Annotated in this window: 14 protein-coding genes; 11 read left to right on the top strand and 3 right to left on the bottom strand. The window is 40.5% G+C overall.

The window, feature by feature from the left end:
- Positions 1-114 precede the first annotated feature (114 nt).
- Positions 115-2184 carry an NAD-dependent DNA ligase LigA gene (ligA, locus tag MTCD1_RS08030; RefSeq protein ID WP_057181503.1) on the top strand — a complete coding sequence of 690 codons (2070 nt, stop codon included), beginning with the start codon at positions 115-117 and terminating at the stop codon, positions 2182-2184.
- Here ligA and MTCD1_RS08025 read toward each other — a convergent pair.
- Both MTCD1_RS08025 and MTCD1_RS08020 read right to left on the bottom strand, forming a co-directional pair.
- Positions 2177-3508 carry a Na+/H+ antiporter NhaC family protein gene (locus MTCD1_RS08025; protein ID WP_057181502.1) on the bottom strand — a complete coding sequence of 444 codons (1332 nt, stop codon included), beginning with the start codon at positions 3506-3508 and terminating at the stop codon, positions 2177-2179. The genes ligA and MTCD1_RS08025 overlap by 8 nt on opposite strands.
- Before the next feature lie 190 nt (positions 3509-3698).
- The gene (locus MTCD1_RS08020) at positions 3699-4925 is read right to left on the bottom strand and encodes an EAL and HDOD domain-containing protein (RefSeq protein WP_057181501.1); all 1227 of its coding nucleotides are present in this window, start codon (positions 4923-4925) and stop codon (positions 3699-3701) included.
- A gap of 264 nt (positions 4926-5189) precedes the next feature.
- On the opposite strand from MTCD1_RS08020, the gene putP reads away from it, so the two are divergent.
- The 9 genes from putP (at position 5190) to MTCD1_RS07975 (ending at position 15608) form a co-directional block, all read left to right on the top strand.
- A complete protein-coding gene (gene putP / locus MTCD1_RS08015; protein ID WP_058027372.1) occupies positions 5190-6677 on the top strand; it encodes a sodium/proline symporter PutP in 1488 nt (495 codons plus the stop codon).
- Between the two features lie 290 nt (positions 6678-6967).
- On the top strand, positions 6968-7579 hold the full coding sequence (gene bamJ, locus MTCD1_RS08010) for a BamJ family beta-barrel-assembly machinery protein (protein ID WP_057181499.1): 612 nt from the start codon (positions 6968-6970) through the stop codon (positions 7577-7579).
- 105 nt (positions 7580-7684) lie between these two features.
- Positions 7685-8104, top strand: coding sequence for a DUF6841 family protein (locus tag MTCD1_RS08005; RefSeq protein WP_057181498.1), 420 nt, complete (start codon positions 7685-7687; stop codon positions 8102-8104).
- 105 nt (positions 8105-8209) lie between these two features.
- Positions 8210-9016 carry a 4-hydroxy-tetrahydrodipicolinate reductase gene (gene dapB, locus MTCD1_RS08000; RefSeq protein ID WP_057181497.1) on the top strand — a complete coding sequence of 269 codons (807 nt, stop codon included), beginning with the start codon at positions 8210-8212 and terminating at the stop codon, positions 9014-9016.
- 286 nt (positions 9017-9302) lie between these two features.
- Complete coding sequence (gene carA, locus MTCD1_RS07995) at positions 9303-10472, top strand: glutamine-hydrolyzing carbamoyl-phosphate synthase small subunit (RefSeq protein WP_057181496.1); 1170 nt, start codon at positions 9303-9305, stop codon at positions 10470-10472.
- A 35-nt stretch (positions 10473-10507) separates the two neighbouring features.
- Complete coding sequence (gene carB, locus MTCD1_RS07990) at positions 10508-13723, top strand: carbamoyl-phosphate synthase large subunit (protein WP_057181495.1); 3216 nt, start codon at positions 10508-10510, stop codon at positions 13721-13723.
- A gap of 105 nt (positions 13724-13828) precedes the next feature.
- Complete coding sequence (greA, locus tag MTCD1_RS07985) at positions 13829-14305, top strand: transcription elongation factor GreA (protein WP_057181494.1); 477 nt, start codon at positions 13829-13831, stop codon at positions 14303-14305.
- Between the two features lie 220 nt (positions 14306-14525).
- The gene (locus MTCD1_RS07980) at positions 14526-15371 is read left to right on the top strand and encodes an SPFH domain-containing protein (protein ID WP_057181493.1); all 846 of its coding nucleotides are present in this window, start codon (positions 14526-14528) and stop codon (positions 15369-15371) included.
- Positions 15372-15395: 24 nt separating this feature from the next.
- Positions 15396-15608 (top strand): type II toxin-antitoxin system antitoxin, encoded by a 213-nt coding sequence (locus MTCD1_RS07975; protein ID WP_057181492.1) that lies wholly within the window; start codon positions 15396-15398, stop codon positions 15606-15608.
- A 92-nt stretch (positions 15609-15700) separates the two neighbouring features.
- Here MTCD1_RS07975 and yhbY read toward each other — a convergent pair whose 3' ends face one another.
- The gene (gene yhbY / locus MTCD1_RS07970; protein ID WP_057181491.1) at positions 15701-15997 is read right to left on the bottom strand and encodes a ribosome assembly RNA-binding protein YhbY; all 297 of its coding nucleotides are present in this window, start codon (positions 15995-15997) and stop codon (positions 15701-15703) included.
- 310 nt (positions 15998-16307) lie between these two features.
- On the opposite strand from yhbY, the gene rlmE reads away from it, so the two are divergent.
- Complete coding sequence (gene rlmE / locus MTCD1_RS07965; protein WP_057181490.1) at positions 16308-16937, top strand: 23S rRNA (uridine(2552)-2'-O)-methyltransferase RlmE; 630 nt, start codon at positions 16308-16310, stop codon at positions 16935-16937.
- The last annotated feature ends 75 nt before the right edge of the window (positions 16938-17012 follow it).

Genomic DNA, 17012 nt, shown 5'->3' with positions numbered 1-17012 from the left:
GGCCTTTGGCCCGTTTTTATTTTCTTTATAACCTTTCATCTATTTGTGTCAGCTTCTTATTCAATCTAACCGAGTTGCCATAATGTAAACTATCAACCTTAGTGAATTATTTTTATGTCAAATGCCGAAGATAAAATTAGCCAATTGCAACAGCAGCTTAATCAATACAATCATGAATATTATCTATTAGATCAACCTAGCGTACCTGATGCTGAATATGATCGCTTAATGAACGCATTAATTGCTTTAGAAACTGAAAACCCTGAGCTAAAGACCATTGATTCACCTAGCCAAAAAGTTGGTGGGCAAGCCTTAAAATCCTTTACTCAAGTCACTCACCAACAGCCAATGCTTTCCCTTGATAATGTCTTTTCTCTAGATGATTTTCATGCTTTTGTTAAGCGTGTCAAAGATAGGTTGAATAGCGATCAGTCCTTGGCTTTTTGTGCTGAGCCTAAATTAGATGGCTTAGCGGTAAGTTTACGGTATGAGCAAGGCATTTTAGTACAGGCAGCTACACGTGGTGATGGCCGTGTCGGTGAAAATATTACCACCAACATACGTACCATTAAATCCATTCCACTGAAATTAAGGGGCATAGCAGGTAAAGATTTTCCGAGTATTGTTGAAGTACGTGGCGAAGTTTTTATGCCTAAAGCCAGCTTTAATGCCTTAAATGAACTGGCTAACAAACGTGGTGACAAAGGTTTTGCTAATCCCCGTAATGCCGCTGCGGGCAGCCTACGACAACTTGATTCCAAAATCACCGCTAAGCGTAATTTAGCCTTTTACGCCTATAGTTTAGGATTTGTTGGTGATTTCACCGCTGCTAATGGCGAAAGCAAAGACTTAACCCATGAATTCTTTGCCGACTCACATCACCAAAGGCTGTGCCAGCTTAAAACACTCGGTTTACCTATGTGTCCAGAAGTACGTTTACTGGCCAATGAACAAGCAGCTGATGGTTTTTATCAGGATATCTTGGCTAAACGTAGCGCCTTAAGTTATGAAATTGACGGTACCGTATTCAAGGTTGATGATATATCTTTACAACAACGCTTGGGTTTTGTCGCACGTGCGCCTCGTTGGGCCATTGCTTATAAATTCCCAGCTGAAGAAGAGTTAACCTGTGTCGAAGATGTTGAGTTTCAAGTTGGACGTACCGGCGCCATTACCCCAGTGGCTCGGTTAAAACCTATTTTTGTCGGTGGCGTGACGGTTTCTAATGCGACCCTACATAACCAAGATGAAATTACTCGCTTAGGGTTGAAAATAAATGACACCGTCGTTATTCGCCGAGCGGGTGATGTTATTCCGCAAATTGTTAGTGTGGTAGTGGATAAACGACCGGATAATGCCCTAGATATTGTCTTTCCGACCACGTGTCCCGTGTGTGACTCTGCGGTGGCTAAACCAGATGGTGAAGCGGTACTTAGGTGTACGGCGGGGCTCTTTTGTGCGGCGCAACGAAAAGAAGCGATTAAACACTTTGCTTCTCGAAAAGCCCATGATGTCGACGGATTAGGCGATAAACTTGTTGAGCAGCTTGTTGATGAAAATTTGATTAATACCCCGGCTGATTTATTTAAACTGACCGAAATTCAGGTCAGTATGATGGCGCGCATGGGTAAGAAGTCAGCGACTAATTTAATCGCTGGCCTTGAAAAAGCAAAAAGTACCAGCTTAGCGAAATTTATTTATGGCTTAGGTATACGGGAAGTAGGTGAAGCAACGGCAGCTAACTTGGCGAATCATTTCTATACCTTAACGGCCATTGAAAGTGCATCCCTTGAAGCATTACAAGATGTCAGCGATGTCGGCGAAATTGTCGCGAGAAATATCATTAACTTCTTTAAAGAAGAGCATAACTTAGCTGTGGTTGCTGGGCTAAGCGCGGTGATGAATTGGCCTACTATCGAAATGAAATCGGCTGAGCAGTTACCTCTTAACGAGCAGATTTTTGTCTTAACGGGCACGTTAACGCAAATGGGCAGAGCAGAGGCAAAAACAGCGTTGCAATCATTAGGCGCGAAAGTGTCTGGCAGTGTTTCGAAGAAAACCCACTTTGTTGTTGCCGGTGATAAGGCCGGCTCAAAACTAACTAAAGCGCAAGACTTAGGTATCTCGATACTTACTGAGGATGCCTTGGTGGCATTACTTAGCGAGCATGGTGTGACTATATAGCTTTACGCGTTAATCGCCAAAAAGCAAAACCGGCGACAAAAAACAGTACCATAGGGTAAAAGGCATGACTTGCTACCGACAGTGGTGATATCTGTAACGTTGCGCCAAGTAATAGCGCCTGCGCGCCATAAGGTAATATACCTTGGTTAATACAAGCGAACACATCAAGTAAACTGGCGGATTCAGCTGGGGATAAGCCACCATCAGTAGCAAGGTTTTTAGCGGTATCCCCGGTGACTATAATGGATACTGTATTGTTGGCAGTAAAAAAATTACAAACGAAGGCCAGTCCAGCAATACCAAGAGCGGCAGCCCGTTTGTTATTATTAGGTGTTAGTTTTCTGGCGAGGTTTTTTATCACTCGCGTTAAAGCGGATAAGCCACCTTGTTGACGTACAAGCTCACTCAAACCACCGATAAATAAAGATAATATAAAGATGTCTTGCATGCTGGCGAAGCCGGCAGTGATATCTTTTAGCCAAGCCGATAATTGATAACCATTGCTGACCATACCTATGGCCGCGGCTAAAATAATACCTAAGATTAAGACCACAAAAACATTTACCCCCATCAAGGCTAATACCAGAATGACCACGTAAGGAATTAAACCAGCAACTGCCGCCTCGCTGTTCAATTCATGGTTCACCTCACCACCTAATACTGAAAATATTATCAAGCAGATCAAGGCCGCAGGAATGGCAAATTTAAAGTTAACCCGAAATTTATCTTTCATGTGCGCGCCTTGACTGCGCGTAGAGGCAATGGTGGTATCCGAAATAATTGACAAATTATCACCAAATATGGCGCCGGAAACTAAACAGCCGGCAACTAAGGCGGCATCTAAATTTGCCGATTCAATAAAACCAAGAGCAACAGGGGCAATAGCGGCAATGGTACCCATTGATGTGCCCATGGCGGTAGATAAAAAAGCGGCCACCAGGAATAAACCAGGTAGTAGTAAATAATCCGGGAATACCGCTAAACCGAGTTGCACACTGGCATCAACACTGCCTGTTGATTTAGCTACCACGGCAAAGGCACCGGCAAGTAGATAGATAATGCACATGGTGGTTATATTGGCATGACCAGCACCACTGATAAATTGTGTCACTTGTTTATCGATAGAGCTTTTAAATAAAATTTTGCCTAGGGCCATTGACACTATAATGGCGGGAATAATAGCAATGCTTGCCGGCAGTTGATAAAAAGCAAAATCTACCCCTTGTAGCGTTAAAATAATACCGGTACCGAGAAAAAGCCCTAAAAAAATGGCAAATGGCAGTAGGGCAAATAAGTTTTCTTGCGGGCTATCTTTATTGGTCATAACAGAGCTGCATAAAATAAGTTGATGACAGCATTATAAAAGTAAAATCGGCCCTGTCAATGTGGATGTTTAGATGGCTAAATGTTTTTAGAAAAAGACCGGCGATAAAAAAGGTAAACTATTCAATAGTTGACCTTATCAGCGAGGTAAAGTGCATTGCTTTCTGCTAGTAAATAGTGCTTTAAGCGAGTTAATGCTCAAGCGTAGTTTTTGTTTGTTCATCGGCCCAAGCAAGGGCTTGGTTGTAATGCTCGATCACTTTATCTTTATCGAGCTTTAATTTCTCCATGACCAAAGTGGTTTTATCCCACTGGGCATGCTCGATAAATTCAACTAATTTAATAATGGCCGCCATAAGGCCTTTTTTTGTTAGTAGCGGCTCTTTAATTTCTGCTGATAGCGGTAGCTTTTCTAATACGGTAGCCATATCTTCATCTAATATAGCGTCAATCATTGATAATAGCCCTATTAAAAAGGCTATTGATTCATTAAGTTGTGAGCGAATGTCCTTGGCTACCAATTCACAAAATTTTGCTCTGGTCATGGCCATGTTAATTAATTCGGAAGGTTTATCTGGATTTGCTGTAACAGCAAACATTAAACCAATAAATCGCTTTAATTCGCTAGAGCCTAAAATGACTAACGCTTGTTTAATGGTAGATATTTCGTTGCGGCGTTTGAAAATAGCGGAGTTAGCATAACGCAATAATTTATAAGACAGCGAAACATCGCGTTCAAACACCCGGGTGATACTGTTTAAATCAAGTTCAGTTTTAGACGTTTCATAAAGTAACTCGGCCATCGCTATTTGTGATGGCGATAAACTTTTAGTTTTTATCATTTCAGGCTTGGCAAAGAAATACCCTTGAAAGTAATCAAAGCCGAGTTGCAGCATTTCATTGTATTCTTCATAGGTTTCTACTTTTTCAGCCAACATTTTAATATGAGGGTGATCTTTAATGGCAGCAAGGACTTCTATAATGTCATCAATACTGCTTTGCTGAATATCAATTTTGATTATTTTTATATAAGGGTAGAAATGTGCCCAAACCTTTTTGTGCTCATAATCATCTAACGCGATAGTGTAGCCTTTTTGGTGTAATGCTTTACAGAGCGCCAGCAGTTTTTTTCCTGGCTTCACTGTTTCAAGAATTTCAACCACTACCTCGTCGGGGCGAAGCATTTCAGGGTAACCTTTCTCCATGGTTTCAAGAGTAAAGTTGATAAAGGCCGCTTTATTACCGGTAAACTCACTGATGCCCATATTAAATTGGGTAGCTTCAATTATTTTGCTAGTCGCTTCATCACCATCTATATCAGGAAATACATTGTCTATGCTATCTCTGAAAAGCAATTCATAAGCAAACAGTTTTTTACTTTTATCTAATATTGGTTGTCTTGCAGCATAAAAATTCATAAATGTCGTTAACTAGCTCAGGCTCTATAGGTTAATTACTATTAAATATATGGTATAGCGGTTTTTTTTGCATTAGTTTTTTGAATTAGTTTACGTTTTTAGCGGTATTTTTCTTCTTATTTACCTGTCATTAACGTTAGCAGTTTACATTCGCGATAGTTTAGGACTAGATTCACTTACTTGACTAAGGTTTATTTATGCCGTCATTTTTGCTAGGTTAGCGAGCTTACTGATTAACAACTTTACATATTACAGGTAATTACTTTGGCTCTAGGTACTTTAATTTCGTTAGCACTTTATTTTGTCGTCATGATCTTAATTGGGTTATACGCTTACAAAAAATCAACCAGTGATGTTGCCGGTTATATGTTAGGTGGCCGCAGTTTATCGCCAAGTGTTGCAGCATTGTCGGCGGGCGCTTCTGATATGAGTGGTTGGATGTTGATGGGTTTACCCGGCGCTATGTATATTAGTGGCCTGAGTAGTATTTGGATTGCTATTGGCTTAGTTATCGGTGCGTTTCTTAATTACGTAGTGGTCGCGCCACGCTTAAGAACCTATACCGAAATAGCGAATGACTCAATTACCTTACCTGATTTTTTTGAAAATCGTTTCAATGACAAATCCCGCTTATTACGCATAGTATCCTCTCTGGTCATCGTGGTATTTTTTACCTTATATACCTCTAGCGGTCTTGTTGCTGGCGGTAAATTATTTGAAAGCTCTTTTGGTTTAAATTACGAAGTCGGTTTATATGTTACCGCTGGTGTGGTGGTTGCTTATACCTTATTTGGCGGTTTTTTAGCGGTAAGTTTAACCGACTTTGTTCAGGGCTGTATTATGTTTGTCGCCTTAGTATTAGTGCCTATTGTTACGATAAATGCAGTTGGCGGCATAGCCGAAATGCAAAACACTATTGCCGCGATAAACCCTGAGCTATTAAATGTTTTTAGCGGCGTTAGTGCTCTTGGTATTATTTCCGCTATGGCTTGGGGCTTAGGTTATTTTGGCCAGCCGCATATTATTGTGCGTTTTATGGCTATTCGTAGTGTTAAAGATATGCCAACCGCGCGTCGTATTGGTATGACTTGGATGATAGTTGCGATTATTGGCGCGATGGCAACAGGTTTCGCCGGTATTGCTTATGTGGCTAAAACAGGGATAAAGCTAGATGATCCCGAAACCATTTTTATTGTTTTATCACAGTTACTCTTTAGCCCACTCATTGCAGGTTTTTTATTGGCTGCAATACTAGCGGCAATAATGAGTACTATCTCTTCACAGTTACTGGTGACTTCTAGCTCGCTTACCGGCGACTTTTATCAAGCCTTTTTACATCAAGATGCCAGTGAAAAACAACTGGTATTAGTGGGTAGGATTTCAGTTTTTCTGGTGGCATTAGTGGCTATTTATTTAGCTTATGACCGTGATAGTAGTATTCTCAGTTTAGTCAGTAATGCTTGGGCCGGTTTTGGTGCCGCGTTTGGTCCTGTTGTTATTGGCTGTTTATATTGGAAAGGTATGACGCGAAATGGCGCATTAGCCGGCATAGTCAGTGGTGCGGTAACCGTGCTTATCTGGATTTATGCACCTATTACCATCAATGGCCAAACACTTAGTGCACTTATGTATGAAATAGTGCCAGGTTTTGTGGTTTGTTCATTGGCTATTTATCTGGTCAGTAAACTCTCCCCTAAGGTGGAAGAGCAAATAACGATTACCTTTGATGAAATGTTAACGCATCATAAATAAGTTACCCCTTTTTTAAGAACCCATGTAATTTGAAAAGCTAGTAACATCAAGTTACTAGCTTTTTATTTTCAACTGCGATGATTAGCTTCATATCTAGAGCTCAAAAATAGAGGGCGTTACTCTTGTTACGCGCTAATTTCAAGTTGTTCGCATTAGAGCTTTTATGCTAGAATCGCGCTAATTTTTAAACCTTCGATTAATTTTGCTTACTTTAATCATAAGTTTTAATTAAGCGTTTAAAACAAATTAATCATTTTAAAGACTACTGATAGTCTGGAGTTTATATACCGATGAATTTTGATACTACTGAACAACGTGTTAGCTATGGCGTAGGTCGTCAATTAGGTGACCAACTTCGCAACAACCCTTTTAAAGATTTTGATATCACTGCGGTACAAGCGGGTATCTCTGATGCATTAGCTGATGCTACTAGCCAAGTTTCAGATGAAGACCTAAACGAAGCTTTTTCTGTGGTTTCTAAAAAAATAGAAGAGCAAGAACAAGCAGTTGCTAAAGAAGCTTCAGCTGAAGGCGAAAAATTCTTAGCCGAAAATGCTAAACGTGATGAAGTGACGGTTACTGAGTCTGGTTTACAATACGAAGTATTAGTAACAGGTGAAGGCGAAAAGCCATCAGCAGATAGCACTGTATCTGTGCATTATCACGGTACATTTACTAACGGTGATGTCTTTGATAGTTCAGTTGACCGTGGCCAACCGGCTGAGTTCCCTGTAAAAGGCGTTATTGCTGGTTGGACTGAAGCATTACAGTTAATGACTGAAGGTAGCAAGTGGAAATTAACTATTCCTTATGATTTAGCTTACGGTGAACGCGGTTCACAAGGTAGTATTCCTGCTTATGCTACGTTAGTATTTGAAGTTGAATTATTAAGCATCAAGTAAATATCGTATTATAATGAAAGCCCTCAATTGAGGGCTTTTTTTTAAGCTAAAACAAGTTGCAGCAACACAATTTGGTTCATTTCAACCAGCAAGAGTGAGGGTTTTATGCAGATTTCTATCAGATTACAGCAGCTTTTTAAACGCTATCAAAATGCATTTTTACACTGTGATATTGAAGGGGTGAGCGGTTGTTATCACTTACCATGCACACTAAATACACCTGATAAAATAGTACTGCTCGCCAGTCAAGCCGATTGTCAGCAAGAATTTTCTACTATTTTTACTCAGCTTAAAGACGCTTGCACCAGTAATATTATTGCCAAGCAAGCTTCTTTTATGCAAGTGAGTAAACAGTTATATTTAGTGTGCATAGATTGGGATTTTATCGATGGCCAGGGGCAAGTCTTTGCCGACTTTACCGCTATTTATCATGTGTTAGATCATGAGGGGACATTAAAAATAGTGAATGTTGTTTCTCATGAACTTGACAGCTCGTTAACCTTAGCGGAGCCACTTTCTTGGTGATATCGCTGCGCAGTGAATAGTGCGTTTAACTAAGTAGCTAGTCACACTTTAATTAATATTTATCGGCGGTTTTCCGCGATTACCTTAATAACAATAGAGAAAAATATGAAAGTAAAAGTAGCTATTTTAGGTTGTAGTGGTCGTATGGGCCGTAATTTAATTCAGGCAGCTCATGAGCATGCAAGTATTGAATTGGTTGGTGGCAGCGTCCGTACTAGTTCATCTTTTGTCGATTTTGATTTAGGCGAATTGGCGGGAATTGGCGCAATCGGTATTAAAACTTCAACACAATTATCGCAACTGGCTGCTGCCGATGTTTTCATTGATTTTACCTCGATCGAAACCAGCCTAGAAAACCTTACTTGGTGTAACGAAAATAAAAAGTCTTTAGTTATCGGTACTACAGGGTTTTCTACTGAGCAAGTACAAGTTATTGAACTTGCGGGTAAAACCATGCCAGTGATTTTAGCGCCTAATACATCAGTTGGCGTTAATTTAATGTTGAAATTGTTACAAATTACCGCTAAAGCAATCGGCGACTATACTGATATTGAAATTTTTGAGGCGCATCATAGATTCAAGAAAGATGCACCATCGGGCACTGCGATAAAAATGGGGCAAGTTATTGCCGATACGCTAGGGCGTGATTTAAATAAAGTTGCTGTTTATGGTCGTGAAGGTATTACCGGTGAACGAGATAGAGAAACCATTGGTTTTGCCACCATTAGAGCCGGCGACATCGTTGGTGAACATACCGTTATTTTTGCCGATCTTGGTGAGCGTCTTGAAATTACCCATAAAGCGAGCTCTCGGATGACCTTTGCGCTAGGGGCTATGCGTGCGGCGTTTTGGTTACACGATGCCAATGTTGGTTTTTATGATATGCAAGACGTACTGGGTTTAAAAGACTAATACTGCTAACGAACTATTCGTTAAGTATCAGCAAGGTATTATCAGAGATAAGATGTCTTTTTAGCCCTTTGGCTATTAAAAGCTAGGAAAACCTAGAAAAGGCTGACTTTTTATAATTTATTACTAGACGAAACTAGAACACAAGCGTAAAATAAGTGGATTTTGTCAAAAGTTTAGCGAAAAATCTGCTTTTGACACCCTTTTTTATACAGGAAGTACTGGGCAAAGGCACGGAGCACTTGCTGTTATATGCGCGTTTACGTTTATTTCTTCTTTGGAGGTTACATTGGCTACATCTGCTATTTTAGTGCTTGAAGACGGCACTGTTTTTAAAGGCATCGCAATTGGTGCACAAGGGTCGGCTGTTGGTGAGGTGGTTTTTAACACCGCAATGACAGGTTATCAGGAAATTCTTACCGACCCATCATATGCAGAGCAAATTATTACCCTGACTTACCCACATATTGGGAATACCGGTACTAATAGCGAAGATAAAGAGTCTGATAGCATTGTTGCTAAAGGCCTGGTTATCCGCGACTTGCCTCTAATGGCTAGTAACTTTCGAAATGAACAGAGTTTAAGTGATTATTTAATTGCTCATAACATCTTAGGTATCGCCGAGATTGATACCCGTAAATTAACGCGCATTTTACGGGAGAAAGGTGCTCAAAATGGCTGTGTTTTAACACTTGATGATGTTAACGATGATAGCCAATATACCGCGGCACTTTCCCAAGCAAAAGCATTTCCAGGCCTTAAAGGTATGGATTTAGCTAAAGTGGTTTCAACGAAAGAACAATACCAGTGGACGGAAGGTAGTTGGTCACTTACCGGTGGTAAAGACGGCGGCACTGGCTTCACTAAACCAGAAAAAGTTGAGTTTCATGTTGTCGCTTACGATTTTGGCGCGAAAAGAAATATCTTACGTATGTTAGTTGACCGTGGATGTAAATTAACTGTGGTACCAGCACAAACACCAGCAAGTGAAGTACTTGCCATGAATCCAGATGGTATCTTCTTATCTAATGGTCCAGGTGACCCCGAGCCATGTGACTATGCTATCACGGCAATTAAAACCTTCTTAGAAACAGAAATTCCATTATTTGGTATTTGTTTAGGTCATCAATTACTTGGCTTAGCAAGTGGCGCAAAGACTATCAAAATGAAGTTCGGTCATCATGGTGCTAACCACCCGGTGAAAGATTTCGCTCGTGACGTGGTCATGATCACTTCACAAAACCATGGTTTTGCCGTTGATGAAGAAAGTTTACCAAGTAACTTAAGAATTACTCATAAATCATTATTTGATGATTCTTTACAAGGTATGCATCGCACCGACAAACCGGCGTTTAGCTTCCAAGGTCACCCAGAAGCAAGCCCAGGCCCAACAGATGCCGCACCGTTGTTTGACCATTTTATTGATTTAATTAAAACCTATAAAGCAAGCCAAGCTTAAGCCCCTACAGATAAGATAAGATAAGAGAGAAAGAAATGGGAAAACGTACAGATATAAAAAGTATCTTGATCTTAGGTGCTGGTCCAATTGTTATTGGCCAGGCCTGTGAATTTGATTATTCTGGTGCACAAGCATGTAAAGCACTTCGTGAAGAAGGTTACCGAGTTATTTTAGTTAACTCTAACCCAGCAACAATTATGACCGACCCAGATATGGCGGATGCGACTTACATCGAACCCATTCACTGGGAAGTAGTGCGTAAAATTATTGAAAAAGAACGTCCATGTGCGCTTTTACCGACTATGGGTGGTCAAACTGCATTAAACTGTGCTTTAGAGCTTGAAGCCAAAGGTGTATTAAAAGAGTTTAATGTTGAAATGATCGGCGCATCTGCCGATGCCATTGATAAAGCAGAAAACAGAAGTCGTTTTGATAAAGCGATGAAAGCCATTGGTTTAGATACCCCGCGTGCTGAAATTGTCCATACCATTGAAGAAGCGCATGCAGCGGTTAAGCATTTAGGTTTTCCTTGTATCATACGTCCGTCATTCACCATGGGTGGTTCAGGTGGCGGAATCGCGTATAACACTGAAGAATTTGAGGAAATCTGTACCCGAGGTTTAGATTTATCACCTACCACTGAATTATTGATTGATGAATCTTTGATTGGTTGGAAAGAATATGAAATGGAAGTGGTTCGTGACAAAAATGATAACTGTATCATTGTTTGTTCGATTGAAAACTTCGACCCTATGGGCATTCATACCGGTGATTCAATCACAGTTGCGCCTGCGCAAACCTTAACCGATAAAGAATACCAAATCATGCGTAATGCCTCTTTGGCAGTATTGCGTGAAATTGGTGTGGAAACAGGTGGCTCAAACGTACAATTTGGTATCTGTCCAGATACCGGTCGTATGGTTATTATTGAAATGAACCCACGCGTTTCTCGTTCATCGGCATTAGCTTCTAAAGCAACAGGTTTCCCTATTGCTAAAATCGCAGCTAAGCTAGCGGTAGGTTACACCTTAGATGAACTAAGCAATGATATTACCGGTGGTAAAACACCAGCATCATTTGAACCGACTATCGATTACGTGGTAACTAAGATCCCACGTTTTAACTTTGAAAAATTTGCCGGTTGTGAAGACCGTCTAACCACACAAATGAAATCGGTTGGTGAAGTGATGGCGATTGGCCGTAACATGCAAGAATCAATGCAAAAAGCATTACGCGGTTTAGAAGTTGGCGTCAATGGCTTTGATTCGATTGTTGATGTGACTCAGCCAGGCGCCAAAACTAAAATCATGCATGAATTGCAAGAAGCGGGCGCTGACCGAATTTGGTATATAGGTGATGCTTTCCGTTTAGGTTTAACGGTAGATGAAGTTTATAATTTAACTAAGGTTGACCGTTGGTTCTTAGTACAAATTGAAGACATTATTCTAGATGAAGCCAAAGTCGCTGAGGGTGGTTTAACTAATTTAACCCCAGAATACATACGTAAACTTAAGCGTAAAGGTTTTGCCGATTCTCGTTTAGCTGACTTGATTGGTGTCTCTGAAGCCGAAGTGCGTAAAAAACGTCACGCGGCGAATATTTACCCAGTATACAAGCGTGTGGATACTTGTGCGGCTGAGTTTAGCTCTGATACCGCTTACATGTATTCAACCTATGATGAAGAATGTGAAGCCAATCCAACGAATAATAAAAAAATCATGATCCTAGGTGGCGGACCTAACCGTATTGGCCAAGGTATTGAGTTTGATTATTGTTGTGTTCACGCGGCATTAGCACTTCGTGAAGACGGTTATGAAACCATTATGGTTAACTGTAACCCTGAAACTGTCTCTACCGATTACGATACCTCAGATAGACTATATTTCGAGTCAATCACCTTTGAAGATGTACTTGAAATTGTCCGTATTGAAAAACCCGTAGGTGTTATCGTGCAATATGGTGGTCAAACACCGCTTAAATTGGCACGAGCACTTGAAGAGGCAGGTGTACCTATTATTGGTACTTCACCAGATGCTATTGACCGAGCAGAAGACAGAGAACGTTTTCAACAAGCGGTTGAGCGTTTAGGTTTATTACAACCTGACAATGCCACGGTTACCTCAGTAGAGGAAGCCATGGCAAAAGCTGAAGGTATCGGTTTCCCATTAGTAGTACGTCCATCGTATGTACTCGGTGGTCGCGCCATGGAAATCGTCTATGACCTAGAAGATTTACGTCGTTATATGACGGAAGCGGTAAGTGTTTCTAATGATGCGCCAATATTACTTGATCGCTTCCTTGATGATGCGATTGAAGTTGATATTGACCTGATTTGTGACGGCACTGACGTAGTCATTGGCGGTATCATGCAACATATTGAACAAGCGGGTGTACACTCAGGCGATAGTGCTTGTTCATTACCAGCGTACAGTTTAAGCCAAGAAATTCAAGATGTCATGCGTGAGCAAGTAACGGCTTTAGCCTTTGAATTAGGCGTAGTTGGTTTAATGAATACGCAAATGGCGGTTAAAGACGGTAAGGTTTACTTAATTGAAGTTAACCCACGTGCGGCTCGTACCGTACCTTTTGTTTCTAAAGCAACTGCTGTACCACTCGCTAAAATTGGCGCACGGGTAATGGCGGGTAAAACCTTAAAAGAGCTAGGGATTACCAAAGAAGTTATTCCACCGTATTTCTCGGTGAAAGAAGTGGTCATTCCTTTTGATAAGTTCCATGGCAGCGATCCTCTCGTTGGCCCTGAAATGCGCTCAACCGGTGAAGTGATGGGTGTTGGTGATACGTTTGAAGAAGCCTACGCTAAAGCCAGTTTAGGCGCGGGTGTTAGTGTACCTAAGTCAGGTCGTGCGTTAATTTCTGTCCGTGATAGTGATAAAAAACGCGTAGTAGAGTTAGCTAGAATTATGGTCGATTTAGGTTATGATATTGATGCAACCCATGGCACTGAAATTATTATACGTGAAGCAGGTATTCCTGTTCGTCGTGTTAATAAAGTGCATGAAGGACGTCCGCATATTCTAGATAGAATTAAAAACAGCGAATACAGTTACATCATCAATACTACGGAAGGCCGTAAAGCCATTGAAGATTCCAAAGTATTGCGTCGTGGCGCCTTACGTTATAAAGTGGCTTATACCACCACCTTAAACGCGGCTTTTGCTACCTGTATGGCACATTCGGCTGATGACAGAAGTAAAGTTACCTCTATTCAAGAGTTACACAAAAGGCTCTAAATAGTTTTTCCCGAAATAAGCTAACGCTTATCTAAAACTTTTTTAAAGGTGGTTATCCCCTATTTATGGGTTAACCACCTTTATTATTAGAATGAGAAGATAATAATGATTAAATATCCAATGACCCTTCGTGGTGCTGAGCAATTACAAACAGAGCTTAAAATTTTAAAAACAGAAAAACGCCCACGTATTGTAAAAGACATTGCTACTGCCCGTGCACATGGCGACTTAAAAGAAAATGCAGAATACCATGCAGCTAAAGAAGAGCAGGGTTTTTGTGAAGGTCGTATACAAGATATTGAAGGTCGATTATGTAATGCCCAAGTTATTGATGTAACGTCAATACCTAACCATGGCAAGGTTGTTTTTGGTACGACAGTGACCTTATTGAATATTGAGACGGAAGTTGAAGTGACTTACCAAATTGTTGGTGATGATGAGGCTGACTTTAAAACTGGCCGTATTTCATTAAACTCACCGATTGCTCGTGGTTTAATTGGCAAAGAAGTGGATAGTGAAATTGAAATTACTATTCCTGGTGGCGTAGTAGAGTATGAAATTATTGCGGTTGAATATATCTAGCAACACGCTCTGTTAAATACAATGACAAATTACTATTGTCGCAGTGCTGCTGTCATAGTGATTGAAATAAAAAGCCGTAAACGTAATGTTTGCGGCTTTTTTGTCAGCGTTATTTGATTATTGATAAATCACCTTGCAAATCTTTTAATGTCGGTGTAGTCTTTTTGATATCAAAATGATATCAAAATGATATCACTTTTACATATCAACGGGAGTTTGTATGAACGAGAAAATAGGTTTTTCGATCAGTGGTTATGGCGTTTTTGTTGTTTTATTAGCAGCAGCAGCTTTTATTGTTAGCCAAGCCGCAGCAGGTAATATAGAAATGCTGACCGTAGTCGTCTTTATACTTATGGTGGCAGCAAGCCCAGGTTTTTTTATGGTGCAACCAAATCAAGCGAAAGTGATGACTTTTTTTGGTAGTTATGTGGGCTCGGTTAAAACCAATGGTTTACGTTGGACAATACCTCTCTTTAAACGGGTAAATATCTCCTTACGCATACGTAACTTCGAATCAAAACAAATGAAGGTTAATGATAGTCAGGGTAACCCGATTGAAATAGCCACCGTGGTGGTTTGGTCGGTAGATGATACCGCTGAAGCGGTATTTGAAGTGGATGATTACATCAGCTTTGTAAATATTCAAAGTGAATCAGCACTGCGTAATATGGCGACGAGTTATCCTTATGAGCAACACGAAGGTGATGACGTTGCCCTACGTAGCCATCCACAAGAAGTTTCAGCAGCCTTAAAAATAGAGATACAGCAGCGCTTAGGTAAAGCGGGTGTTAAGGTTCATGAAGCCCGTATAACCCATTTAGCCTATGCCCCAGAAATTGCCAATGCCATGTTACAAAGACAACAAGCCTCGGCAATTATTGCCGCTAGACGTTTGATCGTTGATGGTGCTGTAGGCATGGTTGAGATGGCGCTGACACAATTATCAGAAAAGAAAATAGTAGAGCTCGATGAAGAGCGAAAAGCGGCTATGGTCAGTAATTTACTGGTGGTCTTATGTAGTGATAAAAGCACGCAGCCAGTGGTGAATACGGGTAGTTTGTATTAAACCTTAGGGAAAATAGGAAAGATAATGGTCGCTAAAAAAAGCTTCCCACTTAGGATTAATCCAGAGGTTTTGGCGGCAATGCAACGTTGGTCGGATGATGAGTTGCGCAGTGTTAATGCTCAAATTGAATATGTATTAAGAAAAGCTTTGGTTGATTCCGGTCGAGTAAAACTCATTCAGAAAGTGGTAACCTCTCTTGAAAATAGCCTTGATGAGGGGGGAGGTGAGTCAAAATAAAATTATCTAAAGCAAGCTAAGTTACTTGCTATAAATAAAAATGACAGCAATTGCTGTCATTTTTTATGTATCTATTGCTGAGTAAGAGAAAATTAAATTTTAGGGATTCTAATTTTTTGCTCATCACTCTGGCGATAAATAACTAGGGTCTTACCGATCACTTGGACTTGAGTCGAGTTTGTTTCACGACAAATAGCATCGACGATTAAGGCCTTATTTTCTTTATCCTCGGTCGGGATTTTTACTTTAATCAATTCATGGTGATTAAGTGCATAATCTATTTCAGCGACAACCGCTTCTGTTAAGCCATTATTACCCAATAAAACTACTGGTTTTAAAGAGTGTGCTACCCCTCTAAGGTGTTGGATTTGTTTTTTGTTTAAGCTCATTACTAAATTTCGTTATCTGTTGCCTTGAATTATCGCCATTTTACCCTTATCTACTGAGTAATACCAAGTCTATTAAGTTATTTCCTACGGAGGAAGAATTAAAAGGCTTAAAGGCAAGGCATTGCTTGAAGTGAATGTTTAGTTAGCCGGATAGGGTCGGGATAATAGCTCAAGATATATTGAATGAGACACTTGCTATACCCTCGTTATTTTTAAATAGGCTGTATCCATGCAGCGGCCTTATCAGAATGATATAATACTCATAGTGATATAACTTAACGCGTTTAAATGTATTGGAAGCAAGAAAAACATGGCAAATAAAAAACACAAAGCGAGCAGTCAACGTTGGTTAGATGAGCACTTTGATGATGAATATGTAAAAAAGGCGCAACGTTTAGGCTTACGCTCACGGGCAGTTTTTAAATTGGAAGAAATCAATATCAAAGATAGATTGATTAAACCCGGTATGAAAGTAGTTGATTTGGGTGCGGCTCCAGGTAGCTGGTCAGAATATGCAGTCAAGGCGGTTGGTGCTAAAGGCCAGGTTATTGCCTGTGATATTTTGCCTATGGATGCCATCGCCGGTGTTGATTTTCTTGAAGGTGACTTTAGAGAAGACGATGTTCTTGAAACCTTATTAGCACGTATCAATGGCAAGAATATTGATGTGGTTATGTCTGACATGGCCGCTAATATGACCGGTAATGAAAGTGCTGATTCTGCTCGTAGCATGTACTTAGTCGAATTGGCGTTAGATATGTGTAGTCAGGTATTAAAAACCAATGGTGCCTTCGTGGTGAAAGTCTTCCAAGGTGCAGGTTTTGAAGATTACATGAAAGCGATACGGGCAGTTTTTAAAACGGTTAAAGCCCGTAAACCGCATTCATCACGAGCACGTTCAAGGGAAGTGTACCTTGTTGGCACGGGTTACAAGGGCTAACGCGCTGATATAAGGTTAGCAGGCTATTTATTGCCGTAGGGTGTAATATAAGGGAGAAGAACATCTTGAGTGTTA

Origin of the sequence: Colwellia marinimaniae (assembly GCF_002207865.1) — a bacterium.
GTDB lineage: Bacteria > Pseudomonadota > Gammaproteobacteria > Enterobacterales > Alteromonadaceae > Colwellia > Colwellia marinimaniae.
The sequence above is the reverse complement of the archived record's forward strand: the minus strand, read 5'-3'. Positions and strand labels throughout refer to the sequence as shown.

Bases quoted from the DNA above. Each gene is read 5' to 3' on its own strand.
- ligA (WP_057181503.1), top strand. From the start codon at position 115: ATGTCAAATGCCGAAGATAAAATTAGCCAATTGCAACAGCAGCTTAAT.
- MTCD1_RS08025 (WP_057181502.1), bottom strand. From the start codon at position 3,508: ATGACCAATAAAGATAGCCCGCAAGAAAACTTATTTGCCCTACTGCCA.
- MTCD1_RS08020 (WP_057181501.1), bottom strand. From the start codon at position 4,925: ATGAATTTTTATGCTGCAAGACAACCAATATTAGATAAAAGTAAAAAA.
- bamJ (WP_057181499.1), top strand. From the start codon at position 6,968: ATGAATTTTGATACTACTGAACAACGTGTTAGCTATGGCGTAGGTCGT.
- MTCD1_RS08005 (WP_057181498.1), top strand. From the start codon at position 7,685: ATGCAGATTTCTATCAGATTACAGCAGCTTTTTAAACGCTATCAAAAT.
- dapB (WP_057181497.1), top strand. From the start codon at position 8,210: ATGAAAGTAAAAGTAGCTATTTTAGGTTGTAGTGGTCGTATGGGCCGT.
- carB (WP_057181495.1), top strand. From the start codon at position 10,508: ATGGGAAAACGTACAGATATAAAAAGTATCTTGATCTTAGGTGCTGGT.
- greA (WP_057181494.1), top strand. From the start codon at position 13,829: ATGATTAAATATCCAATGACCCTTCGTGGTGCTGAGCAATTACAAACA.
- MTCD1_RS07980 (WP_057181493.1), top strand. From the start codon at position 14,526: ATGAACGAGAAAATAGGTTTTTCGATCAGTGGTTATGGCGTTTTTGTT.
- MTCD1_RS07975 (WP_057181492.1), top strand. From the start codon at position 15,396: ATGGTCGCTAAAAAAAGCTTCCCACTTAGGATTAATCCAGAGGTTTTG.
- yhbY (WP_057181491.1), bottom strand. From the start codon at position 15,997: ATGAGCTTAAACAAAAAACAAATCCAACACCTTAGAGGGGTAGCACAC.
- rlmE (WP_057181490.1), top strand. From the start codon at position 16,308: ATGGCAAATAAAAAACACAAAGCGAGCAGTCAACGTTGGTTAGATGAG.